Origin of the sequence: Pantoea sp. SO10, assembly GCF_005281435.1 — a bacterium.
GTDB lineage: Bacteria > Pseudomonadota > Gammaproteobacteria > Enterobacterales > Enterobacteriaceae > Pantoea > Pantoea leporis.
The window spans coordinates 1238918-1264939 of sequence record NZ_CP040095.1; the positions used below are offsets into that span (position 1 = coordinate 1238918).

General features: G+C 54.2%; 26 protein-coding genes. 16 read left to right on the top strand and 10 right to left on the bottom strand.

Features of this window, described 5'->3' with window-relative positions:
• Window positions 1-6: 6 nt before the first annotated feature.
• The 4 genes from FCN45_RS05705 to nagB all read right to left on the bottom strand — a co-directional run bounded on the left by FCN45_RS05705 (window position 7) and on the right by nagB (window position 4039).
• Complete coding sequence (locus FCN45_RS05705) at window positions 7-759, bottom strand: HAD-IIA family hydrolase (protein ID WP_036649098.1); 753 nt, start codon at window positions 757-759, stop codon at window positions 7-9.
• A 41-nt stretch (window positions 760-800) separates the two neighbouring features.
• Window positions 801-2021 (bottom strand): N-acetylglucosamine repressor, encoded by a 1221-nt coding sequence (locus FCN45_RS05710; protein ID WP_137385370.1) that lies wholly within the window; start codon window positions 2019-2021, stop codon window positions 801-803.
• A gap of 7 nt (window positions 2022-2028) precedes the next feature.
• Entirely contained in the window at window positions 2029-3177 is a 1149-nt protein-coding gene (gene nagA, locus FCN45_RS05715; protein WP_137385371.1) for an N-acetylglucosamine-6-phosphate deacetylase, read from the bottom strand.
• A 61-nt stretch (window positions 3178-3238) separates the two neighbouring features.
• Window positions 3239-4039: a glucosamine-6-phosphate deaminase gene (gene nagB, locus FCN45_RS05720; RefSeq protein WP_110865725.1), complete on the bottom strand. Its 801-nt coding sequence runs from the start codon at window positions 4037-4039 to the stop codon at window positions 3239-3241.
• Window positions 4040-4380: 341 nt separating this feature from the next.
• On the opposite strand from nagB, the gene nagE reads away from it, so the two are divergent.
• From nagE to FCN45_RS05735, 3 genes are all read left to right on the top strand, one after another.
• Window positions 4381-6408, top strand: coding sequence for an N-acetylglucosamine-specific PTS transporter subunit IIBC (nagE, locus tag FCN45_RS05725; RefSeq protein ID WP_137386855.1), 2028 nt, complete (start codon window positions 4381-4383; stop codon window positions 6406-6408).
• Window positions 6409-6560: 152 nt separating this feature from the next.
• A complete protein-coding gene (glnS, locus tag FCN45_RS05730; protein ID WP_137385372.1) occupies window positions 6561-8228 on the top strand; it encodes a glutamine--tRNA ligase in 1668 nt (555 codons plus the stop codon).
• A gap of 236 nt (window positions 8229-8464) precedes the next feature.
• Window positions 8465-8860: a hypothetical protein gene (locus FCN45_RS05735; RefSeq protein WP_101763235.1), complete on the top strand. Its 396-nt coding sequence runs from the start codon at window positions 8465-8467 to the stop codon at window positions 8858-8860.
• A gap of 60 nt (window positions 8861-8920) precedes the next feature.
• Here the strand turns inward: FCN45_RS05735 and fur are convergent, their stop codons facing one another.
• From fur to ybfF, 4 genes are all read right to left on the bottom strand, one after another.
• Window positions 8921-9370: a ferric iron uptake transcriptional regulator gene (fur, locus tag FCN45_RS05740; protein WP_007890672.1), complete on the bottom strand. Its 450-nt coding sequence runs from the start codon at window positions 9368-9370 to the stop codon at window positions 8921-8923.
• 354 nt (window positions 9371-9724) lie between these two features.
• Window positions 9725-10255, bottom strand: a complete 531-nt coding sequence (gene fldA / locus FCN45_RS05745; RefSeq protein ID WP_110865727.1) for a flavodoxin FldA — start codon at window positions 10253-10255, stop codon at window positions 9725-9727.
• A 137-nt stretch (window positions 10256-10392) separates the two neighbouring features.
• Complete coding sequence (gene ybfE, locus FCN45_RS05750) at window positions 10393-10668, bottom strand: LexA regulated protein (protein ID WP_007890670.1); 276 nt, start codon at window positions 10666-10668, stop codon at window positions 10393-10395.
• A gap of 167 nt (window positions 10669-10835) precedes the next feature.
• Entirely contained in the window at window positions 10836-11600 is a 765-nt protein-coding gene (ybfF, locus tag FCN45_RS05755; protein WP_110865728.1) for an esterase, read from the bottom strand.
• 248 nt (window positions 11601-11848) lie between these two features.
• On the opposite strand from ybfF, the gene seqA reads away from it, so the two are divergent.
• Both seqA and pgm read left to right on the top strand, forming a co-directional pair.
• The gene (gene seqA, locus FCN45_RS05760) at window positions 11849-12388 is read left to right on the top strand and encodes a replication initiation negative regulator SeqA (RefSeq protein ID WP_137385373.1); all 540 of its coding nucleotides are present in this window, start codon (window positions 11849-11851) and stop codon (window positions 12386-12388) included.
• 24 nt (window positions 12389-12412) lie between these two features.
• The gene (pgm, locus tag FCN45_RS05765) at window positions 12413-14053 is read left to right on the top strand and encodes a phosphoglucomutase (alpha-D-glucose-1,6-bisphosphate-dependent) (RefSeq protein WP_137385374.1); all 1641 of its coding nucleotides are present in this window, start codon (window positions 12413-12415) and stop codon (window positions 14051-14053) included.
• A 39-nt stretch (window positions 14054-14092) separates the two neighbouring features.
• Here the strand turns inward: pgm and kdpE are convergent, their stop codons facing one another.
• Window positions 14093-14767, bottom strand: coding sequence for a two-component system response regulator KdpE (gene kdpE / locus FCN45_RS05770; RefSeq protein WP_137385375.1), 675 nt, complete (start codon window positions 14765-14767; stop codon window positions 14093-14095).
• A 246-nt stretch (window positions 14768-15013) separates the two neighbouring features.
• Between kdpE and FCN45_RS05775 the strand changes: the two genes are divergently transcribed.
• The 11 genes from FCN45_RS05775 (at window position 15014) to nei (ending at window position 24267) form a co-directional block, all read left to right on the top strand.
• Window positions 15014-15214 carry a YbfA family protein gene (locus FCN45_RS05775; RefSeq protein WP_008107019.1) on the top strand — a complete coding sequence of 67 codons (201 nt, stop codon included), beginning with the start codon at window positions 15014-15016 and terminating at the stop codon, window positions 15212-15214.
• Between the two features lie 151 nt (window positions 15215-15365).
• Window positions 15366-16322 (top strand): 2-thiouracil desulfurase family protein, encoded by a 957-nt coding sequence (locus tag FCN45_RS05780; RefSeq protein WP_101763228.1) that lies wholly within the window; start codon window positions 15366-15368, stop codon window positions 16320-16322.
• Between the two features lie 12 nt (window positions 16323-16334).
• Window positions 16335-17762 carry a deoxyribodipyrimidine photo-lyase gene (gene phrB, locus FCN45_RS05785; RefSeq protein ID WP_137385376.1) on the top strand — a complete coding sequence of 476 codons (1428 nt, stop codon included), beginning with the start codon at window positions 16335-16337 and terminating at the stop codon, window positions 17760-17762.
• Between the two features lie 18 nt (window positions 17763-17780).
• Complete coding sequence (locus FCN45_RS05790) at window positions 17781-18524, top strand: type 2 GTP cyclohydrolase I (protein ID WP_137385377.1); 744 nt, start codon at window positions 17781-17783, stop codon at window positions 18522-18524.
• 174 nt (window positions 18525-18698) lie between these two features.
• On the top strand, window positions 18699-19355 hold the full coding sequence (gene pxpB, locus FCN45_RS05795) for a 5-oxoprolinase subunit PxpB (protein WP_137385378.1): 657 nt from the start codon (window positions 18699-18701) through the stop codon (window positions 19353-19355).
• The gene (gene pxpC / locus FCN45_RS05800; RefSeq protein WP_101763224.1) at window positions 19349-20281 is read left to right on the top strand and encodes a 5-oxoprolinase subunit PxpC; all 933 of its coding nucleotides are present in this window, start codon (window positions 19349-19351) and stop codon (window positions 20279-20281) included. The genes pxpB and pxpC overlap by 7 nt, the downstream gene beginning before the upstream one ends.
• Window positions 20271-21008, top strand: coding sequence for a 5-oxoprolinase subunit PxpA (gene pxpA / locus FCN45_RS05805; RefSeq protein WP_110865737.1), 738 nt, complete (start codon window positions 20271-20273; stop codon window positions 21006-21008). Before pxpC ends, pxpA begins: the two co-directional genes overlap by 11 nt.
• A 59-nt stretch (window positions 21009-21067) precedes the next feature.
• Window positions 21068-21796, top strand: a complete 729-nt coding sequence (locus tag FCN45_RS05810; RefSeq protein ID WP_137385379.1) for a DUF969 domain-containing protein — start codon at window positions 21068-21070, stop codon at window positions 21794-21796.
• The gene (locus FCN45_RS05815) at window positions 21796-22812 is read left to right on the top strand and encodes a DUF979 domain-containing protein (protein ID WP_101763221.1); all 1017 of its coding nucleotides are present in this window, start codon (window positions 21796-21798) and stop codon (window positions 22810-22812) included. The genes FCN45_RS05810 and FCN45_RS05815 overlap by 1 nt, the downstream gene beginning before the upstream one ends.
• 7 nt (window positions 22813-22819) lie before the next feature.
• Window positions 22820-23467 (top strand): pyroglutamyl-peptidase I, encoded by a 648-nt coding sequence (gene pcp, locus FCN45_RS05820; protein WP_101763220.1) that lies wholly within the window; start codon window positions 22820-22822, stop codon window positions 23465-23467.
• An 11-nt stretch (window positions 23468-23478) separates the two neighbouring features.
• Window positions 23479-24267, top strand: a complete 789-nt coding sequence (gene nei, locus FCN45_RS05825; RefSeq protein ID WP_137385381.1) for an endonuclease VIII — start codon at window positions 23479-23481, stop codon at window positions 24265-24267.
• 36 nt (window positions 24268-24303) lie between these two features.
• On the opposite strand, the gene FCN45_RS05830 is transcribed toward nei, so the two are convergent.
• A complete protein-coding gene (locus tag FCN45_RS05830) occupies window positions 24304-25587 on the bottom strand; it encodes a citrate synthase (RefSeq protein WP_008107361.1) in 1284 nt (427 codons plus the stop codon).
• Between the last annotated feature and the right edge of the window lie 435 nt (window positions 25588-26022).

Genomic DNA, 26022 nt, shown 5'->3' on the forward strand with positions numbered 1-26022 from the left:
CTGGAATCAGAACAGGTCGATATCGGCGACCGATGGGTAAATCCAATCCGGGCGGAAAGGCATCGCATCAATATCACTCAGTGTGGAAACGCCAGACAGCACCAGAATGGTTTCCAGACCCGCCTGGAAGCCTGCCAGAATGTCTGTCCGCAGGTTATCGCCGACAATGACCGTCTCTTCCGAATGCGCATGCATTTTGTTTAACGCCGCGCGCATGATGTACGGACTCGGTTTGCCGACGTAAAACGGTTTACGACCGGAGATGGTTTCGATACCGGCGCAGAGTGCTCCGCAGGCAGGAACAAAGCCGCGTGCATGTGTATCGGGATTAGTGGCGATAAAGCGGGCGCCATTGGCCACGAAGAAAGCGGCTTTATGCATCATTTCCCAATTGAAAGAGCGCGTTTCACCGACGATAACGAAATCTGGATTAACGTCGGTGATGGTGAAGCCAGCTTTATACAGCTCATGAATCAGCGCACCTTCGCCAATTACGTAGGCTTTTTTCCCTTCCTGACGGCGCAGGAAATCGGCGGTGGCCATCGCCGAGGTGTAAAACACCGAATCCGGTACGTCAATGCCGGCGTTGGCAAAGCGGTTCGCCAGATCCAGCGCGGTTTGCGAAGGATAGTTGGTCAACACCACCAACGGCATATCCTTCGCCAGAATGCGCTGCAGAAATTCGTTCGCGCCGGGAACGGCGGTATTGTCATGCATCAACACGCCGTCGATGTCACAGATTACGCTTTTAATCGTCATAGATTGCATCCGGTCGGGCCTACTTGACAGCAGGCTGGTGATTACTCTTCCAGCAGATGTTGCAGCAAAATGCCATTCAGCATTGCGCGTTTTGCCAACGCAAAGGCGCCAATCGCCGAGCGATGATCGAGCTCGGAACGCACCACCGGCAGATTTTTACGGAAGGCAGGCAGCGTCTGCGTATTGATACACCCTTCAATGGCAGGAAACAGTACTTTATCGGCTTCAGTGATTTCACCGGCCAACACCACTTTTTGCGGATTGAACAGGTTGATGGCGATAGCAATCGCCTTGCCTAAATAGCGGCCGACATATTCAATCACTTCGCACGCCAGCGCGTCGCCATGATTAGCGGCGCGACAAATCTGCGGCATCAGGCAATCATTTAACGTTAATGAACTGGGATACCCTTGATTCAGTAGATGACGTACGCGGTTTTCAATCGCGCCATTAGCCGCAATGGTTTCCAGGCAGCCAAAGTTACCGCAGTGGCAGCGTTCACCCAGCGGATCAACCTGAATATGGCCAATCTCGCCCACGTTGCCGTTACTGCCGAGGAAAATGTGGCCGTTGGCGATGATTCCGGCACCGGTGCCGCGATGCAAACGCACCAGAATGGAGTCTGCGCAATCGCGACTTGCACCGAAGTAGTGCTCGGCCAGCGCCAGGCTACGGATGTCATGACCAACAAAGCTGGTGACGTTGAAGCGTTTTTTCAGGCTGGAAACCAGCGGCCAATGACTTACCGCGATGTGCGGCATGTAGCGAATGATGCCGTTAATGGGATCGACCAATCCGGGCAGAATCACCGAGATAGCAATCAGTTCATGAATCTTACGCTGATGCGCGGCCATAAAGGCGCTGATGGCATTGAACAGCGCGTTCTCCAGCGTTTCCTGCGTGCGCTCGGGCAGCGGATAATCTTCCTGCGCCAGCGATTTCCCGCTCAGATCAAACAGCGTCAAGGTCGCGTCATTACGCCCTAAGCGCACGCCGATAGTATGAAAATGACGGGTTTCAGTAATGATGGAGATCGCGCGACGCCCACCGGTGGAGGCTTGTTGCTCCACCTCTTTGATGAGGCCGCGCTCAATGAGCTGGCGGGTAATTTTGGTGACACTGGCGGGCGCAAGCTGACTGTGTTCGGCAATCTGAATGCGCGAAATTGGCCCCTGCTGATCGATTAGCCGATAAACGGCTGCACTATTGAGTTGTTTAACAAGATCAACATTTCCTATTTGAGACTGGCCGCCAGTGGTCATTCAATGCTTACTCGCTGAGGACGTTGTCTCCGTTGACGAACGTCTTAGTGATTTGATAATCGCGGGTAAAGACAGTCAGGTTGGCGACTTTTCCTGCTTCGACCGTGCCTAACTGCTTCTCCACACCCATCGCCTGCGCTGGATAGAGCGTCGCCATACGCAGCGCTTCATCAAGAGCGATACCGCAATGTTCAACGCTGTTCTGCACCGCTTCAATCATGGTCAAGGCAGAACCGCTGAGCGTACCGTTCTCGTCAACGCACAGGCCATCGCGATAGTATATTGTTTTGCCTGCAAAAATAAATTGATCAATCGATGCGCCCGCCGGTGCTGTGGCATCCGTCACTAACACCAGTTTGTCGCCTTTAATGCGTTTTGCATTGCGCACATTAGCGTAATGGACATGTAAACCATCCGCAATGATGCCGCAGTATACATCAGGCGAATCAAACAGCGCACCGATCAGACCTGGCTCACGTCCAGCGAAGGTTGGCATGGCATTGTAGAGATGCGTAGCAAAGCTGACGCCCGCGCTGAAGCCAATTTTTGCTTCTTCATAGGTCGCGTTGGAGTGACCCGCTGACACGATGATGCCGGCATCACGCAGCTGACGAATCACCTCGCTGCCCGCATTTTCAGGTGCCAGCGTGACTTTAGTGATGACGTCGGCATTGGCGCAGAGGAAATCCACCAGCTCGGCATCCGGCAGGCGAATTAATTCAGGATTGTGCGTACCTTTTTTAGCTTTATTCAGCCACGGACCTTCCAGATGCAGGCCGATTGCCTGATTCTGATGCTTAGCCAGGTAGGCGCGCATGGTTTCGACTGCGCGTCTCATCAGCGCATCGGTGCTGGTAATCAGTGTTGGCAAATAGCTGGTGCAGCCTGATTTCTCGTTGGCGCGCTGCATGATCTCCAGCGTTTCAACGCTTAACGCATTGATGTCATCATTGAACTGCACGCCGCCGCAGCCGTTAAGCTGCAAATCAATAAAACCAGGAGCGATAAACGCACCAGCCACATCCTGCTGTGCAATTGCCGCGTCCAGGGCATCACGCGGACACACGCGCTCAATCAGGCCATCTGCAATCACAACTGCATGATTGTCCAGAATTTCATGACCAGTAAAAATCCGGCCGTTCACTAATGCGTACATCGTTTCTCTCTCCCGGCTAAGCCTGCTGCCTGAAAGCAGCAGGTTTTGTTACAACGTGTTTTCACACACCTTTCATATTTTCCGCTTCCATTTCGCGGAAATATTTCACGGTTTTCACTTTCAGTTCCATGGTGGCTGGCTCGTCACATACCACGACAGATTTGGCATGCAGCTGCAGGCAGCTAATGGTCCACATGTGGTTGACGTTACCTTCAACCGCAGCCTGCAGCGCTTGCGCTTTCAGGTGGCCGGTAACCAGAATCATCACTTCTTCAGCATCCAGCAGCGTACCGACACCAACCGTCAGGGCGTATTTCGGCACCTGATCCACATCACCATTAAAGAAGCGTGAGTTTGCAATGCGCGTATCGTGCGTCAGGGTTTTGATGCGGGTACGTGAGGAGAGGGAAGAAGCCGGTTCGTTAAAGGCGATGTGACCATCGTTACCCACGCCGCCCATAAACAGGTTAATTTTGCCGTAAGCGCGGATCTTCTCTTCGTATTGGCGACATTCTGCGTCAATATCTTCGGCATTACCATTCAGAAGATTGATATTTTGCTGTTGAATATCAACATGATCGAAAAAGTTACGGTACATGAAACTGTGGTAACTTTCCGGATGCTCTTTTGGCAGGCCAACGTACTCATCCATGTTGAAGGTGACGACGTGCTTGAAACTAACCTGGCCCGCTTTGTGCATATCGATCAGGTGCTTGTAAGCTTCCAGCGGTGTTCCACCGGTTGGCAGACCCAGCACGAAGGGACGCTCTGCGCTAGGCTTAAACGCATTAATGCGGTTAACAATGTGGCGTGCAGCCCATTTACCCACTTGGGTCGGTGTGGCCAAAGGGATCAGTCTCATGTCTTCACCTCAATTAAGATTGGAAATGTGGAGTTGCCGTTTCTCTGACAGTTTTGCCCTTAAGCGTAATGCGTTTAAGCGTAGCCACCAGGGATAAGTGCAACTCGATATTTTTTATCATAAAATAAGTTTGTGGTGCTGGCTAGCATTTCGCATTATCAAACCACCATTTTGGTGATTAAAGTCACAGTTATAATGGTTTTAATTTGCGAGGCGAATTAATTTATCTTTACACTGCGCCTCGTGGTGAAAAGTGTCATCAAGGTACCGGGCGACGGGATAATAAAATCAACCTGCGCCACGGCAAAACGCCAGTCTCATAGGGGGAGAATAAGGTGAGTATTCTAGGATATCTGCAAAAGGTCGGCCGCGCGCTTATGGTGCCGGTAGCGACTCTGCCGGCAGCGGCAATCTTGATGGGCGTTGGATACTGGATCGATCCAGATAGCTGGGGCGCAGGCAATGCGCTGGCAGCACTGTTGATCAAATCCGGTTCGGCAATCATCGACAATATGCCAGTGCTGTTTGCCATTGGTGTTGCATACGGTATGTCAAAAGATAAAGACGGCGCTGCAGCGTTAACCGGTTTTGTCGGCTTTCTTGTTGTGACCACACTCTGTTCTCCGGCAGCGGTGGCAATGATTCAGAAGATGCCGGTGGAGCAAGTTCCCGCTGCCTTCGGTAAAATTAATAACCAGTTTGTTGGCATTCTTGTCGGGATTCTTTCTGCTGAAGTCTATAACCGCTTTAGTCATGTTGAACTGCCAAAAGCGTTGTCCTTCTTTAGCGGTCGCCGTCTGGTGCCGATCCTTGTATCGTTCCTGATGATCCTGGTTGCGTTCATTCTGATGTATATCTGGCCGATCATTTTCGGTGGACTGGTAAGTTTTGGTGAGCATATTCAGAAGCTGGGTTCCGTCGGTGCGGGCATCTACGCCTTCTTTAACCGTCTGCTGATTCCTGTTGGCTTACACCACGCATTGAACTCGGTATTCTGGTTCGATGTTGCCGGTATCAACGATATTCCTAAATTTCTTGGCGGCGCGCAGTCTATCGCTGAAGGTACAGGTATCCCTGGCATCACCGGTCGTTATCAGGCGGGCTTCTTCCCAATCATGATGTTTGGTCTTCCAGGTGCAGCGCTGGCAATTTACCACTGCGCCCGCCCGGAAAACCGCGCCAAAGTCGGCGGCATTATGCTGGCGGCGGCCTTTGCCGCCTTCTTTACGGGTATCACTGAACCGCTGGAATTCTCCTTTATGTTCGTGGCGCCGGTGCTGTATGTGATTCACGCGGCACTGACCGGTCTTTCTGTATTCATCGCCGCGAGCATGCAGTGGATTGCCGGTTTCGGCTTCAGTGCGGGTCTGGTGGATATGGTGCTGTCAACGCGTAACCCGCTGGCGGTGCACTGGTGGATGCTGATCCCACAAGGTCTGGTGTTCTTCGTTATCTACTACGTGGTATTCCGCTTCACCATCCAGAAATTCAACCTGATGACGCCGGGCCGCGAACTCTCTGCGGGCGATGAAACCGATGGTTATGACGTCAATGTCGATAACAGCGGCAACGGTGAAAGCCAAACTGAATCTCTGGCGCGTCGTTATATTGCGGCGGTAGGTGGCTCAGAAAACCTGACCAACATCGATGCGTGTATCACACGTCTACGTCTGAACGTTAAAGATTCCGCGCAGGTTAATGAAGGTGTCGCTAAACGTCTCGGTGCTTCAGGTGTGATTCGTCTGAACAAGCAGAGCGTACAGGTTATTGTCGGTACGCAGGCGGAAAGCATTGCAACAGCGATGAAAACCGTACTGAGCAAAGGTCCGGTTGCGGCATCTGCCGCGGCGTCAACGGCTGCTCCTGCTGCTGCAGTAAAACCGCAGGCGGTGCTGAACAGCGAAAAAGCCGTGATCGCTACGCTGCTGGCGCCAGTAACCGGTGACATCGTTGCGCTGGAAAATGTGCCTGACGAAGCATTCGCCAGCAAGGCAGTCGGTGATGGTCTGGCCATCAAGCCAACCGGCAAAACCGTGGTTGCGCCAACCGCCGGAACTGTGGTGAAGATCTTCAACACCAACCATGCGTTCTGCCTTGAGGCGGAAAACGGCGTCGAGATCGTGGTACATATGGGGCTGGATACAGTAGCGCTGGAAGGTAAAGGCTTCACGCGTCTGGTTGAAGAGGGCGCAACGGTCACTGCAGGTCAGCCAATCCTGGAAATGGATCTGGACTTCCTCAATGCCAACGCCCGCTCGATGATCAGTCCGGTTGTGGTCAGCAATAGCGATGATTTCGCTGGTCTGAATTTACTGGCAACCGGTTCAGTGGTTGCAGGCGAAACCCCGCTGTACGAGGTTAAAGGCTAAGTCCTTGTGATTGAGCCAGAAGGCAGGAAGCGATTCCTGCCTTTTTTGTTTTAAAACGACCAACAAACGGTTGTTTCCCTCCTGCGCTTTGTGGATCATACTCCGTTACTTCGTGGTACAAATCACCCGTTATAGTTTTTGAGGATTTTGAGATGAGTGAGGCTGAAGCCCGCCCAACGAATTTTATTCGTCAGATCATCGACGAAGATTTGGCGAGCGGTAAGCACAACAGTGTGCATACCCGTTTCCCGCCTGAGCCCAATGGTTATCTGCATATTGGCCATGCGAAATCTATCTGCCTGAACTTTGGTATCGCGCAAGACTATCAAGGTCAGTGCAATCTGCGTTTCGACGACACTAACCCAGTTAAAGAAGATCTGGAGTTTGTCGAATCCATTAAGCGTGACGTGCAATGGCTGGGCTTTGAGTGGAGCGGCAACATTCGTTACTCCTCAGACTACTTCGACCAACTGTTCAACTATGCGGTTGAGCTGATCAACAAAGGTCTGGCTTACGTTGATGAACTGTCGGCGGATGAGATCCGTGAGTATCGCGGTTCACTGACGGCGCCGGGTAAAAACAGCCCATACCGCGATCGCAGCGTGGAAGAAAACCTGGCGCTGTTCGAGAAGATGCGCGATGGCGGTTTCGAAGAGGGCAAAGCCTGTCTGCGTGCCAAAATCGACATGGCGTCCAGCTTTATCGTGATGCGCGATCCGGTGCTGTACCGCATTAAGTTTGCCGATCACCATCAGACCGGCAGCAAGTGGTGCATCTACCCGATGTACGACTTCACTCATTGCATTTCGGATGCGATCGAAGGCATTACGCACTCTCTCTGCACGTTGGAGTTCCAGGATAACCGTCGTCTGTATGATTGGGTGCTGGATAACATCACCATTCCGGTTCATCCGCGTCAGTACGAGTTCTCACGCCTGAATCTGGAATATGCGGTGATGTCGAAGCGTAAACTGACTCAGCTGGTGAGCGAGAAGGTGGTAGAAGGCTGGGACGATCCGCGCATGCTAACCGTTTCGGGTCTGCGTCGTCGTGGCTATAGCGCCGCTTCTATCCGTGAGTTCTGCCGCCGTATTGGTGTGACCAAACAGGACAATATCGTGGAGATGGCTTCACTGGAATCGTGCATTCGTGACGATCTCAATGAAAACGCACCGCGTGCGATGGCGGTAATGGATCCGTTGAAAGTGGTGATCGAGAACCTGCCTGCAGGTCACGATGAGATCATCACTATGCCGAATCATCCGAACAAACCGGAGATGGGCACGCGTGAAGTGCCATTCAGCCGTGAAGTGTGGATCGATCGCGCTGACTTCCGTGAAGAAGCCAACAAGCAGTACAAGCGTTTGGTGCTGGGTAAAGAAGTGCGTCTGCGTAATGCTTACGTGATCCGTGCCGAACGTGTGGCGAAGGATGATGAAGGCAATATCACCTGCATTTATTGCACTTGTGACGTTGATACGCTGAGCAAAGATCCGGCCGATGGCCGTAAAGTGAAAGGCGTTATCCATTGGGTTTCTGCAATCCACGCGCTGCCAGCGGAATTCCGCCTGTACGATCGTCTGTTCAGTGTGCCAAATCCGGGCGCGGCTGAGGATTTCCTCACCACCATCAACCCAAACTCACTGGAAATCAAACAGGGCTTCGTTGAGCCTGGCTTACGTGCAGCCGATCCGATGGCACCGTACCAGTTCGAACGCGAAGGCTATTTCTGTGCTGATAGCGTCTATTCACAGCCCTCCAGGCTGGTGTTTAACCGCACCGTGGGTTTGCGTGACACCTGGGCAAAAATCGGCGATTAATATTTTTAGTCGCGAGCACGATAAGATCATGAAAGGGCGAGCAATCGCCCTTTTTTATTATCTCTATTTGGCCAGATACGACCTTTTATGCTGCACGCCCTCAACGAGCCATTAATTCCCTATTTGCGACTATTCTGACTTTAGAAAAATTAACCCATTTGGCAGTGTGAAAAACTTTTTTTCAGGTAGGCTATGCGCTCTCAGACGGTGCTCTGCGGCTTATCTAAGGAAAAAAAATGACAACTCTCGCCCAGGAAGCCAGGCATAGCGTGGTGGTTTTACATCAGCTTATTGAACGTATTTTCAATCAGGCGGAAGGCAGTGACGACAGCATTGATCTGTTTTTATCGCACTTTCATCCCGAGTTCAAAATGGTCACGCCGCAAGGCAAACGATTGGACCTCAATGAAATGGAAGTGCTGTTTCGCCAGTTACAGGGGCAGCGTGAAGGCATGCGCATTGCCACCAGTGAGCACGCCATCATCTCGCAGCAAAGCGAGGAAGTGACGATTCAGTATCGTGAATTACAGATGATGAACGGCATCAATCAGAGCCGCATTTCACTGGCGGTATTGGATTGCAGCACCGCCATTCCGCGCTGGCGCTACCTGCAGGAAACGCTTGTCGCCTGATTACAGGCATAAAAAAACCGGCTCAAGCGCCGGTTTTTTTATACTGCATAGCACACTCAATTACTTATCGTGGAGCGTATCGTCTTCGCGGCAGTCTCCCAGAGCACAATGACCGTACAGGTACAGGCTGTGGTTGCTGAGCTTAATGCCGTGGCGAGTGGCAATTTCACGCTGACGCGTTTCGATTGATTCATCGCTGAATTCGATAACTTTGCCACAATCCAGGCAGATCAAGTGATCGTGGTGATGCTGCTGAGTCAGTTCGAAGACAGATTTACCGCCTTCGAAGTTGTGACGGGTTACGATGCCCGCGTCGTCAAACTGGTTAAGAACGCGATACACCGTTGCCAGACCAATCTCTTCGCCCATATCAATCAGGCGCTTATACAAATCTTCCGCACTGACGTGATGGGACTCTGGGCCGGGTCCCTGAAGCACTTCCAGAATTTTCAGTCTGGGTAGCGTGACTTTCAGGCCAGCCTTCTTCAATGCGGAGTTGTTGTCAGTCATGCGGATATTGTCCTGTTACTTTGCTAATCACTTGCGGCGCAGGGGCCTTGAATGTTTAGGTCAACGCGCATTCTCATTTGCGTCTCATTATAGAACTCAAGCAGTGAAATGAAAACCAAGGCAACGTCCTTAATCACCAAAGGTTGTAAGGATATCGTCACTAACGTCTTCAAGACGCTTGGGTTTTGGATTCCATTTCACTCAGCCTCATTCTACTGCCAGAGGAATAAGCGGATGACCATTGCGGGTATTCTACAGATTTGCGGGGAAAAGTTAAAAAACCGTAGCTATTATTTTTATAGGAAATTCCGTTACCCGATGTGAGGCAGTGCGCACATCGGGCTGAGCAGGGAATTAAGCTTCAATAATCTCTTTCAGCTGCAGCTCATCAAAGATCTGCTTCACCCACTTCTCAACGCGTTCGTTGGTCAATTCCGGCTGACGGTCTTCGTCAATGGCCAAACCAAGGAAGTTTTTGTCATCGGCCAGGCCTTTAGAGGCTTCGAAGTGATAGCCTTCGGTTGGCCAGTGACCGACGATCACCGCACCATTCGGCTCAATGATGTCACGAATAGTGCCCATCGCATCACAGAAGTACTCGGCGTAATCTTCCTGATCGCCACAACCAAACAGCGCTACCAGCTTGCCATTGAAATCAATCTCTTCCAGCGTCGGGAAGAAATCATCCCAGTCACACTGCGCTTCGCCGTAATACCAGGTTGGGATACCCAGCAGCAGGATGTCGAACGCTTCGAGATCTTCTTTGGTGCTCTTAGCAATGTCATGCACTTCGGCGACATCTTTACCCAGTTGTTTCTGGATCATCTTTGCAATGTTTTCAGTGTTGCCGGTATCGCTGCCGAAGAAAATGCCTACGATTGCCATGGGTTAGGTAACCTCTTAAATCCTGATTGTGAAAGTAAGTCAGTTGACTGCACAGTTATGCGAATAATAGCAGACCGGTAAAAAGTGCGGAACGTATAAAGCCGTGACTTTGTGTTCCAGCGTGCGGTCTTCGCGCGTTACGACAGTTTGAGCTGTGCCAGCAGCATTTGTTCAATCAATTCGCTGCGACTGATGTTTTGCTGATCGGCCAGCGTGCTGAGGGCGTCAACCGCCTCGCTCGACATCTTCAGCTCAACACGACGCAGCCCACGCACTTTATCGCGCTTGAGCTGATTGCGTTTGTTGATGCGTAACTGTTCATCACGCGTCAGCGGGCTGGTTTTCGGGCGACCAGGACGCCGCTCGTCTGCGAAGAGATCAAGCGTAGTGCGGTCTGTCTGTTCTTTTGCCATGGTTTGTAAAACTGAGTGGGCGCGAACGGCGGAAAGGCGCTGCGCGATTAAAACATTATCGGCCCGACCACGGCGAAAAAATATCCGTGGCAAATTTTTAGCGCGACATCATACTCCAGCGCCTTCCCTGACGCCAACCCTAAAGCGCAAGCGGCAAGCTTTTGCTTTTACAGGTTAAAAAAACGCCGAACGGCGCGTAACACCGCATCGGGTTTCTCGGCGTGCACCCAGTGTCCAGCACCGCTGATCACATGTGCATGTGCCTGCGGGAACTGACGCAGCAGCGCATCGCGATGCTGATTATCCAGATAAGGCGAGTCGCCGCCGCGGATAAACAGCGCCGGATGCGGCCACGCAGGAATCTCTTCCCAGCCGGAAATGGTGCTGTAGTTATCCCACAGCACCGGCACATTAAAGCGCCATTCGCCCTCTGCGAAAGATTTGAGGATGAACTGGATCACGCCTTCTTCATCAATATGCTGACGCATTACTTCAGCGGCTTCGCTGCGGCGCGTGACGCCCGCGGCGCTCACGGCCCGGATAGCGGCAAAAATTTCGTCATGGCGGCGCGTTTGGTAATCAACGGGCGCGATATCGATCATTACCATTTTATCAATACGCTCCGGCGCGATGGCACTGAGTGCCATGGCGATTTTGCCGCCCATCGAGTGTCCGATTACACCCGCGCGATCGATATGGTGCGCATCCAGCGTTTCGACAATGTCCTGCGCCATCACGTGATAATTCATCTCATCGCTACGCGCCGACAAGCCGTGATTGCGCACGTCAACTTGCAGCGTCGGACGTGCATCACGCACCCCACGCGCCAGCACGCCAAGGTTATCAAGGCTGCCAAAAAGACCATGGATCAATAGAATCGGCGTGGCATTGGGGGCAGATTGTTCAGTTTGCAGACGGGCGTTCAAAATCATGGCTAAAGTTCTTACGGTTGTGACCTTGGCTTAGGTTATCATGGATTCACCTGTCCAGCAGTCAGGCCGGTGGGCATTAGGGCATATTCCGACTTTTGCCCGTAAACGTTGCCAACGCTATCGGCTGCCACGGATTTAACTTTATAATCCTTATGTTAGAACCCGCTCACGTTTTGCACGACTGGATTTTGCTAAGGACGTTGCAAGAATGCGTGGTTCTGTCATTTGCCAGAATCGTACGGAAAAAGATGAAAACGATTGAAGTTGACGAAGAACTCTACCGTTATATTGCCAGCCACACGCAGCACATTGGTGAAAGCGCCTCAGATATTTTGCGCCGCATGTTGAAGTTCACCGCCGGACAGAGCGCACCCGCTGCGCCCGCCGCTGGTGCATCAATGAAAGAAGCGCAACCTGCCAGCCGTGAAGCGCGTCCTCAGGATCGCGTCCGTGCGGTACGTGAGCTGCTACTTTCCGATGAATATGCCGAGCAGAATAAGGCGGTTAACCGCTTCATGTTGGTACTGTCAACGCTCTATCGTCTTGATCCGGCTGCGTTTGCTGAAGCTACTGCCTCGCTGCAGGGCCGTACCCGCGTCTACTTTGCGGGCGACGAGCACACGCTGCTGCAAAATGGCACCCATACCAAGCCGAAGCACGTTCCCGGCACGCCGTACTGGGTGATTACGAATACCAATACAGGTCGCAAATGCAGCATGGTGGAACACATCATGCTGGCTATGCAGTTCCCACAGGAACTGACAGATAAAGTTCGCGGCACCATTTAACTGAAGCGTCAGGGAGAAGCGCCAATGGCCAATCACCCCCGTGCCGGGCAGCCTGCCCAGCAGAGCGATTTGATTAACGTTGCACAATTAACCTCGCAGTATTACGTCCTGAAGCCCGATGTGGCGAATCCGGATCATGCGGTGAAATTTGGCACTTCAGGCCACCGCGGCAGCGCGGGACGCCAAAGCTTCAATGAACAGCACATTTTGGCGATCGCGCAGGCGATTGCTGAAGAGCGTAAAAAGAATGGCATCACCGGTCCGTGCTACGTCGGTAAAGACACGCATGCGCTGTCTGAGCCAGCGATTCTGTCGGTGCTGGAAGTGCTGGCCGCTAACGGCGTGGACGTGATTGTTCAGCAGGACAATGGCTACACGCCAACGCCTGCAATCTCGAACGCTATTCTTGAGCACAACAAACGCGGCGGCGCGCAGGCGGACGGCATCGTTATCACGCCTTCGCATAACCCACCGGAAGATGGCGGTATCAAATACAATCCGCCAAACGGTGGTCCGGCTGATACCAACGTTACCAAAGTGGTGGAAGATCGCGCTAACCAGCTGATCAAAGGCGAGCTGAAAGACGTGAAACGTCTGCCGCTGGATCAGGCATGGGCGAGCGGTCACATCGTTGAGCAGGATCTGATCCAGCCATACGTTGAAGGTCTGGCGCAGGTGATTGACTTCGCCGCCATCCAGAAAGCCGGCCTGAAAATTGGCGTCGATCCGTTAGGCGGTTCCGGTATTGCTTACTGGCAGCGCATTGCTGAGCACTACAAACTGGATCTGACCATCGTGAACGATGCGATCGATCAGACTTTCCGCTTCATGCATCTGGATAAAGATGGCGTGGTGCGTATGGACTGCTCATCCGAGTGCGCGATGGCCGGTTTGCTGGCGTACAAAGACAAATTCGATCTGGCCTTTGGTAACGATCCTGATTACGACCGTCACGGCATCGTCACGCCTGCGGGTCTGATGAATCCGAATCACTATCTGGCGGTGGCGATCAACTACCTGTTCCAGCATCGCCCGCAGTGGGGCAAAGACGTTGCTGTAGGGAAAACCCTGGTTTCCAGCGCGATGATCGACCGTGTGGTCAACGACATTGGACGTAAGCTGGTGGAGGTGCCGGTTGGTTTCAAATGGTTCGTTGATGGTCTGTTCGATGGCAGCTTCGGTTTCGGCGGTGAAGAGAGCGCGGGCGCATCCTTCCTGCGTTTCGATGGCTCAGCCTGGTCAACCGATAAAGACGGCATCATTCTGTGCCTGCTGGCTGCTGAAATCACGGCGGTAACTGGCAAGAACCCGCAGCAGCACTATGACGAGCTGGCCGAACGCTTTGGTGCGCCAAGCTATAACCGTCTGCAGGCTCCGGCGACTTCTGCACAGAAAGCCGCGCTGTCTAAGCTGTCACCCGAAATGGTGAGCGCAGATACGCTGGCGGGTGATCCGATCACCGCACGCCTGACTGCCGCGCCGGGTAACGGTGCGTCAATCGGCGGTCTGAAAGTAATGACGGAAAACGGCTGGTTCGCCGCGCGTCCATCAGGTACAGAAGACGCGTACAAAATCTACTGCGAAAGCTTCCTGGGTGCTGAACATCGTCAGCAAATCGAGAAAGAAGCGGTTGAGATTGTTAGCGAAGTACTGAAAAACGCCTGATTGGGCAGTGAAGAAAAAAGGCCGCTTAGCGGCCTTTTTTTATGGCATAAATCGATAGCCGATACCGGTTTCGGTCAGCAAATGGCTGGGCTGCGTGGGATTCGCTTCCAGCTTCTGCCGCAAGTGCCCCATATAGATGCGCAAATAATGGCTGTGTTCCACCGCATTGGGCCCCCAAACCTGATTCAGTAATTGACGCTGGGTCAGCACTTTTCCGGCGTTGTTCACCAGCAAACTCAGCAGACGGAATTCAGTCGGTGTCAGATGCACTTCCTGTTGGTTGCGCAGTACACGGCGCGCCGCCAAATCGACGCTCACTTCACCAAATTTCACCACCGGTTCTGGCTGGTTGCTTTGATGGCGACGCAGCGCCACGCGCACGCGCGCCAGCAGTTCACCAATGCCAAACGGCTTAGTGAGATAATCATCCGCACCCGCGTCCAGCGCATCAATCTTATCCTGCTCATCGCTCCGTGCCGACAGCACAATCACCGGCATGCTGCTCCATTGACGTACTTCACGGATAAAGTCATTGCCATCACCATCCGGCAAGCCGAGATCGAGGATCACCAGATCCGGCTTACGCGTCGCCGCTTCAATCAGGCCGCGCTGCAGTTGCTCCGCTTCCACAATCTTCAGGCCTTCGCTCTCCAGCGCAAGGCGCACGAAACGGCGAATCTCTTTTTCATCTTCCACTATCAAGATGGTCGTCACGCTGCCTCCAGCGGCAAAAAAGTTAACGCATCACTTTAGCAATAAAGCGGCCCGGCGTCCGTCACGAAGTTTTTAACTTGAAACTATCGTTTAATTCACAATCTTGTAACTAACTTTCATCACCACACAAATTGCTGAAAAAAAGCGCAAATATAGTGGTCGGATGAGTAGTAAAATTACACAACAACGGGTAATATCTGAACCAGATCACATTTCAACGCAATGTTTACCACAAGGGGGCTAAAGATGGATCGCGCATATCCACTGTATAAAATCGTACTGCGCCGCGTGCTGGTGGTAGCAATCGGTTTGCTGGCGTTGCCAGTGATGTTATTCCGCTCAGATCGCGCACGTTTGTACAGTTACCTGCATCGTATGTGGTGCAAAACCAGTACGAAACCCGTCTGGCTGGCGCAGTCTGAAGCGGCTGCCGGCATTCACTGGTAAGCGATTTTAGCGCAGTATTAACCCGGCGACTTCACGTGAAGCGCCGGGTTTTTTATTGATAATTTTCACGCCCACCGCGCGTTCCCGCTGTTATCTCCGCGCATTTCAGCTACACTTAAAACCTCTACAAGATTTATGAGGTTGTACAAGTATGAGCGAGAAAATTCCTGTTGGTATCAGCGCTTGCCTGCTCGGGGATAACGTCCGATTTGATGGTGGCCATAAACGTTTTGCTTTCGCCACGGACGAACTCGTGCCATTTGTGCGCTTTGAACCTGTATGTCCCGAAATGGCGATTGGCTTACCGACGCCGCGTCCGGCTTTGCGCCTGGTAAAAGAGAGCGATGAAAACATCCATCTCTGTTTCAGCAAAGATGGCGGCGAAGAGGTGACGGAAAAGATGCAGCGCTGGTCCGCCGAGCGCGTGAAGTCGCTACATCATCTGTGCGGCTACATCCTCTGTGCCAAATCCCCTAGCTGTGGGCTGGAACGTGTCCGCGTTTACGAGCCTGAAACCAACAACAATCGTAAAGCGGGCACCGGCATGTTTACCGCATTTTTACAGAAAGAGATGCCATGGCTGCCGCTGGAAGAGGATGGTCGTCTGCATGACGACGCTATCCGCGAAAACTTTATCGGACGCGTCTATGCGCTGCACGAATTCAACGAAATGTGGCGCAGCGGATTATCGCGCCACAAGCTGATGGCCTTCCATAGTCGCTACAAATTATTGCTGCTATCTCATGCGCAGGACGAATATCGCGAGATGGGCCGCTTTGTCGCGGCGATGGACCAGTGGGATTCGCTGGAGGATTACGCCTTTGAGTACCGCAGTCGTCTGATGCACCTGATGTCACATCAGGCATCACGACGCAATCACACTAACGTGCTGATGCATGTACAAGGCTACTTCCGTCCGCAGTTGAGTTCGCCGCAGCGTCAGGAGCTGGCGCAACTGATTGATCGTTATCGTCAGGGCGTACAGCCGCTGTTAGCACCGATCACCATGCTGAAACATTACATGGCGGAATACCCGCATCCGTGGCTGGCACAGCAGCGCTATTTTGATCCTTATCCGGAAGCGCTGCGTTTGCGCTACGGCCAATAATTTCGGGGCTTTATGACCACCCATTTAGTTTGGCTGCGCAACGATTTGCGCATCAATGACAACATGGCGCTGGCCGCTGCCTGCCGCGATAGCCAGGCCAAAGTGATTGCGCTGTTTATCGCCACACCGCAGCAGTGGCAGCAACACCATATGGCGCCAAAGCAGGCGGCGTTCATCCAGCAAAGTCTCAGTTTGTTGCAGAAGTCATTGGCCGAACGCGGCATTCCTCTGCATTTCCATCAGTGTGATGACTTTGCCGCTTCGATTGAATATCTGGCGAAATTTTGCCAGCAGCAACGGGTTGATGCGCTGTTCTACAACTACCAGTACGAAATCAACGAGCGTGAACGCGATGCGCAGGCGGAGAAACGTCTGGATGCGCAGGGCGTAGTATGTCAGGGATTCGATGACAGCTTGCTGTTGCCGCCGGGCAGCGTGCAAACCGGCAGCAACACCATGTTCAAAGTGTTCACGCCGTTCAGCAAAGCCTTTGTTCGTCGTTTACATCAGGGCTTACCGGAGTGCCATCAGGCACCGAAAGCGCGTGATGGTGCGCCCATCAGTATCGAGAAGAAGATTCCCGCTTTTGATTATCCTTGTGAAGCCTTTGATGAAAGTCTGTTCCCGGCGGGAGAAGAGGCGGCGTTAAAACAGCTACGCCACTTCGCTAAACAGGCGGTGCAGCATTATCCGGATCAACGTGATTTACCGGCCATTGACGGCACCAGCCGCTTATCGGTTTATCTAACCACTGGCGTGCTGTCGCCGCGCCAATGTCTTCATCGCGTGCTCAAAGAGCATCCCGATGCGCTCAACGAGGGCAGGGCCTTTACCTGGCTGAACGAACTGATCTGGCGCGAATTCTATCGTCATCTGATGGTGGCGTTTCCGGCGCTGTGTAAGCATCAGCCGTTTGTTGACTGGACGCGCAACGTGGATTGGCAGCGAAACGACGCACATCTCACAGCCTGGCAACAGGGCAAAACCGGCTATCCGATTGTTGATGCGGCGATGCGCCAGCTCAACACGCTCGGCTGGATGCATAATCGCTTGCGCATGATTACCGCCAGTTTCCTGGTAAAGGATCTGTTGATTGACTGGCGTGAAGGCGAGCGTTATTTCATGCAGCAGCTGATCGATGGCGATCTGGCCGCCAACAATGGCGGCTGGCAGTGGGCCGCGTCAACTGGCACCGATGCCGCGCCCTATTTTCGTATCTTCAATCCCACCACGCAGGGCGAGCGCTTCGATAAACAGGGCGAGTTTATTCGTCAGTGGCTGCCGGAACTCAGCGACGTGCCCGACAGCGATATCCATCAGCCGCAAGTGTGGGCGCAGAAAAATAACAACAAACTCGATTATCCCGCGCCAATCGTGGAACATAAGGACGCACGTAAAAAGACACTAGACGCCTTTGAGCGCGCTCGCAGCGCGGCTTAAGGCGGTCAGGGAGCCGTAATGAATAATGTCGAGTTAGAACAGATCGTTAACCAGCAGCTGAATAACAGCGCCTTCAGCGATTACGCGCCGAACGGTTTGCAGGTGGAAGGGCGCGCCGAGGTGAAAACCATCATCACTGGCGTAACCGCGTGTCAGGCGCTGCTGGACGAGGCGGTGAAGCGCAACGTCGACGCGGTGCTGGTGCATCACGGTTACTTCTGGAAAAGCGAAGCGCCGGTGATTAAAGGCATGAAGCGCCAGCGTCTGCGCACGCTGCTGGCCAATGATATCAATTTGTATGGCTGGCATCTGCCGCTGGATGCGCATCCCGAGTTGGGTAATAACGCGCAGCTGGCGCGTCTGTTTGATATTGCAGTGAAAGGCGAGATTCAGCCACTGGTGCCGTGGGGCGAGCTGGCACAACCACTGAGTGGCGCGGCGCTGGCGGAAAAAATTGCCCAACGTTTAGGTCGCACACCGCTGCACTGTGGTGATAACGCGCCGGCATTGATCAAGCGCGTTGCCTGGTGCAGCGGCGGCGGTCAGGGCTTTATCGATAGCGCGGCAGCCTTTGGCGTCGATGCCTTTATTACCGGCGAAGTCTCCGAGCAAACCATCCACAGCGCGCGCGAACAAGGTTTGCACTTCTTTGCCGCCGGACACCACGCGACCGAACGCGGCGGCATCAAGGCGCTGGGCGAATGGTTAGCTGCCCATCATGGCCTTGATGTGACCTTTATCGACATCGACAATCCGGCCTGATTTCTTCCCTCTCACGCCCTTAACCTGCGTTAAGGGCGCAAATCTGTTGACACATCTCTGTCACTTTCGCATAACTTATGGCTTTTACGCATAAACGAGAAGTTCGGTCGCTATGAATGGCGATCCTGCAACTTTCGTTCTGCGACATGTAAGACTTTTACCAGGAGGTTGTTTTTGCAACGAGCACGTTGTTATCTGCTAGGTGAGCGCGCGGTGGTGCTGGAACTGGAGCCACCGGTTTCGTTGACCAGCCAGCAGCGCATCTGGGGATTGTGTCAGCGACTGCAGCAAAACGAGCAGGTTGAGGAAGTGATTCCTGGCATGAACAACCTGACGTTGCTGCTGCGCGATCCGCAACGCAATGCATTGGACGCGATTGAGCGTTTGCAGCGTTGGTGGGAAGAGAGCGAAGCGCAGCTGCCGGAATCGCGCCGCGTCGAGATTCCAGTTGTGTACGGCGGCGCAGGCGGGCCGGATCTGCAGGAGGTGGCGGATCGCGCCAACATGACGCCCAGGCAAGCGGTAGAACTGCACAGCAGCATCGATTACGTGGTCTATTTCATCGGCTTCCAGCCTGGTTTCCCTTATCTCGGTGGCCTGGATGAGCGTTTACACACGCCGCGCCGCGCTGAACCGCGCGTGCTGGTGCCGAGCGGCTCGGTGGGCATCGGCGGCAGCCAAACCGGCATCTATCCCTTAGCCGCGCCCGGCGGCTGGCAACTGATTGGCCATACGCCGCTCAGCCTGTTCGACCCGCTTCAGCATCCACCGACACTGTTACGCCCCGGTGATCGCGTGCGTTTTGTGCCGCAGCAGGAGGGCGTATGTTGAAAATTCTCCGCGCGGGCATGATGACCTCGCTGCAAGACCACGGCCGCACCGGCTTCCGCCAATATGGCATCAGCGTGGGCGGCGCGCTCGATCAACCGGCAATGCGCACCGCCAATATGCTGGTGGGTAACCCCGAGCAGAGCGCGGTGCTGGAAATCGTGCTGGGACAATTTAAAACGCAGTTTACCCGTGATGGCTGGTTTGCATTGACGGGCGCGGGCTGCAATGCCGATCTGGATGGCAAACCGGTCTGGACCGGCTGGCGTCTGCCGGTGAAAAAAGGGCAGGTGCTGACGCTGGCAACGCCAACGCGCGGCATGCGCAGTTATCTGGCGGTCAACGGTGGTTTTGCCGTGCCGGACATGCTCGGTTCGGTCAGTACCGATCTCAAGGCAGCGTTTGGCGGCTGGCAGGGACGTAAACTGCAGGATGGCGACGAGCTGCCGTTGGGTAAACCGACGCGCGACTTCAAAGATAAAGCTGGCGTGCGTCAACTGCTGTGGGGCAACCGCATCCGCGCCTTAGCGGGCCCGGAATATAACGAGTTCTCGCGTGAGGCGCAGCAGGGTTTCTGGCGCAGCCCGTGGAAGCTCAGTCCGCAAAGTAACCGCATGGGTTATCGCCTGCAGGGACGTCAACTGCATCGCGATGCGACGCGCGATTTGCTGTCGCACGGTTTAGTGCCTGGCGTGGTACAGGTGCCGCCCAATGGTCAACCGATTGTGTTGATGGCGGATGCACAAACTACCGGCGGCTATCCGCGCATTGCCTGCATCATCGAAGCCGATCTCTATCATCTGGCGCAAATTCGTCTCGGCGAACCGATTCACTTTATCCACTGCACGCTGGAAGACGCGATACACGCCAAACAGCATCAACAGCGTTCCTTCGACCAAATAGCCTGGGGATTGGCCCATGAAGATTGATCTTAACGCCGATCTCGGCGAAGGCAGCACCAGCGATCGGGAGCTGCTGACGCTGGTGAGTTCAGCCAATATCGCCTGCGGCTTCCACGCCGGTGACGCGCAAACCATGCTGCAATCGGTGCGCTGGGCGAAAGCGTCGGGCGTGGCGATTGGCGCACATCCGAGTTTCCCCGATCGGGAAAACTTTGGCCGCACCGCCATGCAGCTGCCGCCGGAAACGGTGTATGCGCAGATGATCTACCAGATTGGTGCGCTGAAGAGCATTGCCGAGAGCGAAGGCGAACGGCTGGTACACGTCAAGCCGCACGGCATGCTGTACAACCAGGCGGCGGGCGATCCGCAACTGGCGGATGCCATCGCGCGCGCGGTAAAAGCCGTGGATAGCGGATTGATTCTGGTCGGATTGGCGGGCAGCGCGTCGATTGCGGCGGCGGCGCATCATGGTCTGCGCACCCGCGAAGAGGTGTTTGCGGATCGCGGCTATCTGGCGAGCGGGGCGTTAGTGCCACGCAGCCAGCCGCAAGCGATGATTGAAGATGCCGATCAGGCGCTGGCGCAAACGCTGGCGATGGTGCAGCAGCGTCAGGTGCAGAGCATCAGCGGAGAATGGGTCAAGGTTAACGCCGAAACCGTCTGTTTACACGGTGATGGCGCACATGCGCTGCAGTTCGCCCGCACGCTGCGCGCGGCATTTGCGACCAGTCAGATTGCGGTCACCAGCGCATAACGTTTTTACTCATTGCCCGGTATCACGCCGGGCTTTGTCTTTTCACATAAGGGAACAACATGGATAACGTGGTAAACCTCTGGCCGCTGCTGGGCATTGCCGCCATCATTCTGGGTTTTGTGCTGCGCTTTAACCCGGTGCTGGTGGTGATTGTGGCGGGCTTCGTCACCGGGCTGGCAGCGCATCTGCCGCTGGCAGACATTCTGGAAAAGCTCGGCTCTGGCTTCCTCAATACGCGTAATCTGCCGCTGATTCTGCTGCTGCCGCTGGCTGTTATCGGTTTGCTGGAGCGTCATGGCCTGAAAGAGCGGGCGCAAAGCTGGATCGCGCAGATCAAAACCGCCACCGCCGGCCGCTTGCTGATCGTCTACCTGTTTGTGCGTGAAGCCACCGCCGCGCTGGGCTTAACCAGCCTGGGCGGCCATCCGCAGATGGTGCGTCCGCTGCTGGCGCCGATGGCCGAAGGTGCCACAGAAAACCGCTACGGTGATGTCCCGCCAGAGGTGCGCCATCGTCTGCGCGCCATGTCTGCAGCGACCGATAACGTCGGTCTGTTCTTTGGCGAGGATATCTTCGTTGCCTTTGGCGCGATTATCTTCATGCATAACTTTATGCAGGAATCTGCCGGTATCAGCACCGAACCGCTGCATATCGCGCTGTGGGGCATTCCTACCGCGCTCTGTGCTTTCCTCATTCATTCAGCTCGTCTGGTGCGTCTCGATCGCCAGCTGTCGCGTGAATTGGGCGCGTTAAACCAGCAGGCGCTGAACGCCAAAGGAGCGAAGTGATGTTCCAGCAACAATATTTGATGTGGCTGGCAGGGGTAATCCTGCTGGTGGTTGCCGTGCTTTCATGGCGTGACAGCGCTAACCCGCGCCGTTTTACCACCGGTCTGTTCTGGGCACTGTATGGCCTGATTTTTCTGATTGGCGACGGTGCTTATCAGCTGATGGGACAATGGGCGGGCGATGCGGAGCTGGGCCGCCGCGGGTTGCATATCGGCGTGGGTGTGGCCGTGGTGTTGATGGCACTGATTGCCGGTTTCGGCGGCGTGCGTCTGGGGCGTTATCATCAGCGCAGCGATGAGCAGAAACAGGAAAGTGCTAAACGTCTGCACAACAAACTGTTCCTGCCAGCGCTGGCGATTCCACTGGTGACGGTGATTGGCGTGCTGGCGTTTAACCATATTCCCGGTTTGCAGGACACGGTGTTTGGTCCCGGCAATCACGCCACGCTGGTGACGCTGTTCTCCATGATGATTGGCTGCCTGCTGGGCTGGCTGATTGCATTGAAAATCACCCATGAAAAGCCGCTGCAGTCGATGCAGGAAACCCGTCGCCTGCTGGATGCGGTCGGTTGGGCGTTTATTCTGCCGCAGATTCTGGCCACGCTTGGCCTGCTGTTCACCAGCGCCGGTGTCGGCACGGCAATTTCGCATCTCACCGAACAGTATCTGGCGGTAGATAATCGCCTGATTGCCGTCGCGGTATATGCGGGTGGCATGGCATTGCTGACCATGGTGATGGGCAATGCGTTTGCTGCCTTCCCGATTGTCACCGCCGGCATCGGTATTCCGATTCTGGTGCTGCAGCACGGCGGCAATCCGGCGGTAATGGCGGCGATTGGGATGTTCTCCGGCTATTGCGGCACGTTGATGACGCCAATGGCGGCCAACTTCAACATCGTGCCGGCGCGCCTGCTGGAGCTGCCGGACCGCAACGCGGTGATCAAGGCTCAGGTGCCAACCGGTGTGCTACTGTTGGTAGTGAATATTTTCCTGCTCTACTTCCTGATGTTCTTGTGAGGTTGCAATGAAAACGGTGTTAATGACGGCGTTTGAGCCTTTTGGTGGCGAAAACATCAACCCTTCGTGGGAAGCGGTGCGCACCTTCGACGGCAAAGAGATCGCCGGTGCACGCATTGTGGTACGCCAGCTGCCGGTGGTATTTGCCACTTGCGGTGAAGTGCTGACGCGCGCGCTGGAGGAGATTCAACCCGACCGCGTGTTGTGCGTCGGGCAAGCCGGCGGCCGCGCCGATATTACCGTTGAACGCGTTGCGATCAACGTGGATGACGCGCGCATACCGGATAACAACCAACAGCAACCGATCGATCAGCCCATCGAGGCGGATGGCCCGGCGGCTTATTTCTCCACGCTGCCGATCAAAGCGATGGTTGCCGCGCTGCGTGAAGTGGGTGTGCCGGCCTCGGTATCGCAAACCGCCGGCACCTTCACCTGTAACCACGTGATGTACAGCCTGCTGCACTGGATCCACACCACCAACAGCAAGGCGCGCGGCGGTTTTGTTCATATCCCGTATATGCCGGAACAAGCGGTGCACCATCCCGGCGTGGCCAGCATGGCGACTGCAAGCGTGATTCAGGCGCTGGAAACCTCGCTGCAGGTGATCCTGAGTACCGAAAATGATATCCGCGTCGTCGGTGGCGCTACGCATTAAAAGGAGTCGTTATGCCTGAGGGACCGGAGATCCGCCGCGCGGCGGATCAGCTGGCAGAGGCAATGGTCGGCAAACCCCTCACCGATGTGTGGTTTGCCTTTCCACAGCTGAAAACCTACGAACCGGCGCTGATGGATGCCACCATCAACGCCTTCGAAACGCGCGGTAAAGCGCTGCTCACCCACTTCTCCAACGGTTTGACGCTCTACAGCCACAATCAGCTGTACGGCGTGTGGCGCGTAGTGCCAACCGGTACGCAGCCGAATACCACGCGCCAGCTGCGCGTTCGGCTCGCAACGGCGGATAAAACCATTTTGCTGTATAGTGCCTCGGATATTGAGCTGCTCAACGCTGATACCTTAGCCGCGCATCCGTTTTTGCAGCGCGTGGGCCCGGATGTGCTGGATGCCAGCTTAACGGTGGAACAGGTGCGCGAGCGTTTGCTGTCGCCGCGCTTTCGTCGTCGCCAGTTCAGCGGCTTGCTGCTTGATCAGGCCTTTTTAGCCGGCCTCGGCAATTATCTGCGCGTGGAGATTTTGTGGCATGCCGGATTGCTGGCGTCGCATCGGGCGCAGGACCTCAGCGAACAGCAGCTGACGGCGTTAAGTGAGGCGATGCTGGCGGTGCCGCGTTTGTCATACGAGATGCGTGGCAGCATGAAGAAGTATCATGAAGAAGCAGCGTTTCGCTTCGAGGTGTTTCATCGGCAGGGTAAAAAGTGTCGGCGGTGCGGCGCGGTGGTTGAGAAGGGCGTGCTGTCATCGCGGCCGTTTTACTGGTGCCCGGGTTGCCAGTTGTAGCGCTATAAAAAAGGCGGCCAGATGGCCGCCTTTCTCTTATTTATCCAGCGCCGAGGTGAATGGACGCTCGGTGTAACCGGTATAAAGCTGACGCGGACGGGCGATTTTCATGCCTTCGTCGTGCATCTCTTTCCAGTGTGCAATCCAGCCCACGGTGCGCGCCATGGCGAAGATAACGGTAAACATGGAAGACGGAATGCCCATCGCTTTCAGAATGATGCCGGAATAGAAATCGACGTTTGGATAGAGTTTACGCTCGATGAAGTACGGGTCGTTCAGCGCGATGTGTTCCAGCTCCATCGCCACTTCCAGCAGATCATCTTTCATGCCCAGTTCGTTCAGCACTTCGTGACAGGTATCGCGCATCACGGTGGCACGTGGATCGTAGTTTTTGTACACGCGGTGGCCGAAGCCCATCAGACGGAACGAATCGTTCTTATCTTTCGCACGTTTAACAAACTCAGGGATGTGATCAACGGTGCTGATCTCTTCCAGCATGCGCAGTGTCGCTTCGTTGGCACCGCCGTGCGCCGGTCCCCACAGAGAAGCGATACCGGCGGCGATACAGGCAAACGGGTTCGCGCCTGAAGAGCCTGCGGTACGCACGGTAGAGGTAGAAGCGTTCTGCTCATGGTCGGCGTGCAGAATCAGAATACGGTCCATCGCGCGTTCCAGCACTGGATTCACTTTGTACTCTTCGCATGGCGTGGCGAACATCATGTGCAGGAAGTTACCGGCATAAGAGAGGTCGTTGCGCGGATAGACAAACGGCTGGCCAATCGAGTACTTGTAGCACATCGCTGCCATGGTCGGCATTTTCGACAGCAGGCGGAACGCAGCGATTTCACGGTGACGCTCAATGTTGACGTCTAAAGAGTCGTGATAAAACGCTGCCAGCGCACCGGTCACACCACACATTACTGCCATTGGATGCGAATCGCGGCGGAAGCCGTGGAACAGTCGGGTGATTTGCTCGTGAATCATGGTGTGGCGGGTAACGGTGGTGCGGAACTCTTCAAACTGGGCTTGGGTCGGGGCTTCGCCATTTAACAGGATGTAACACACTTCAAGATAGTTAGAGTGGGTTGCCAGCTGATCAATCGGGAAACCGCGGTGTAACAGAATACCTTCGTCACCATCGATAAAGGTGATTTTAGATTCGCAGGACGCCGTAGAGGTGAAGCCGGGATCGAAGGTGAACAGGCCTTGTGAGCCAAGGGCGCGGACATCAACAACATCTTGTCCCAGCGTGCCTTGCATCACGTCCAGTTCAACAGAAGTATTATCTTGTAGGGTTAGCGTCACTTTTTTATCTGTCATTATTTCGTCTCCATAGCGCCTTTAAGGTAAGGATCTTAGACACCAGAATAGCCATGTTGTTACGTAAAACCACAATCTTCACAGCATCACTCTGCGGTAACGTTGGTCGTGCAGGGTTACAGAGTGAATGCTGAGCTGGGCCATTCGGTGGCATCGGGGCATGACATGCTGCACATCGAGGATGTTAAAGTACCTGTCACGACATAACTTCTTGGTAACCAATAACCTGATGCTTTATATAACTTGTATTGGCAATGTTACATAACTTGAGCTTAGGGGAAAGTGTATCCCCATAACTTTTGTGCATCATAGGGCTTTAATGCGATTGTTTGTAACTGAAATGTTGATTCTTTGTCAAATCAGATAATTAAAAATGTATAAATTGTGAAAATCGTGAAGGTGATCACTGTTCAGCCTAAATGTGACCAAAGAGAT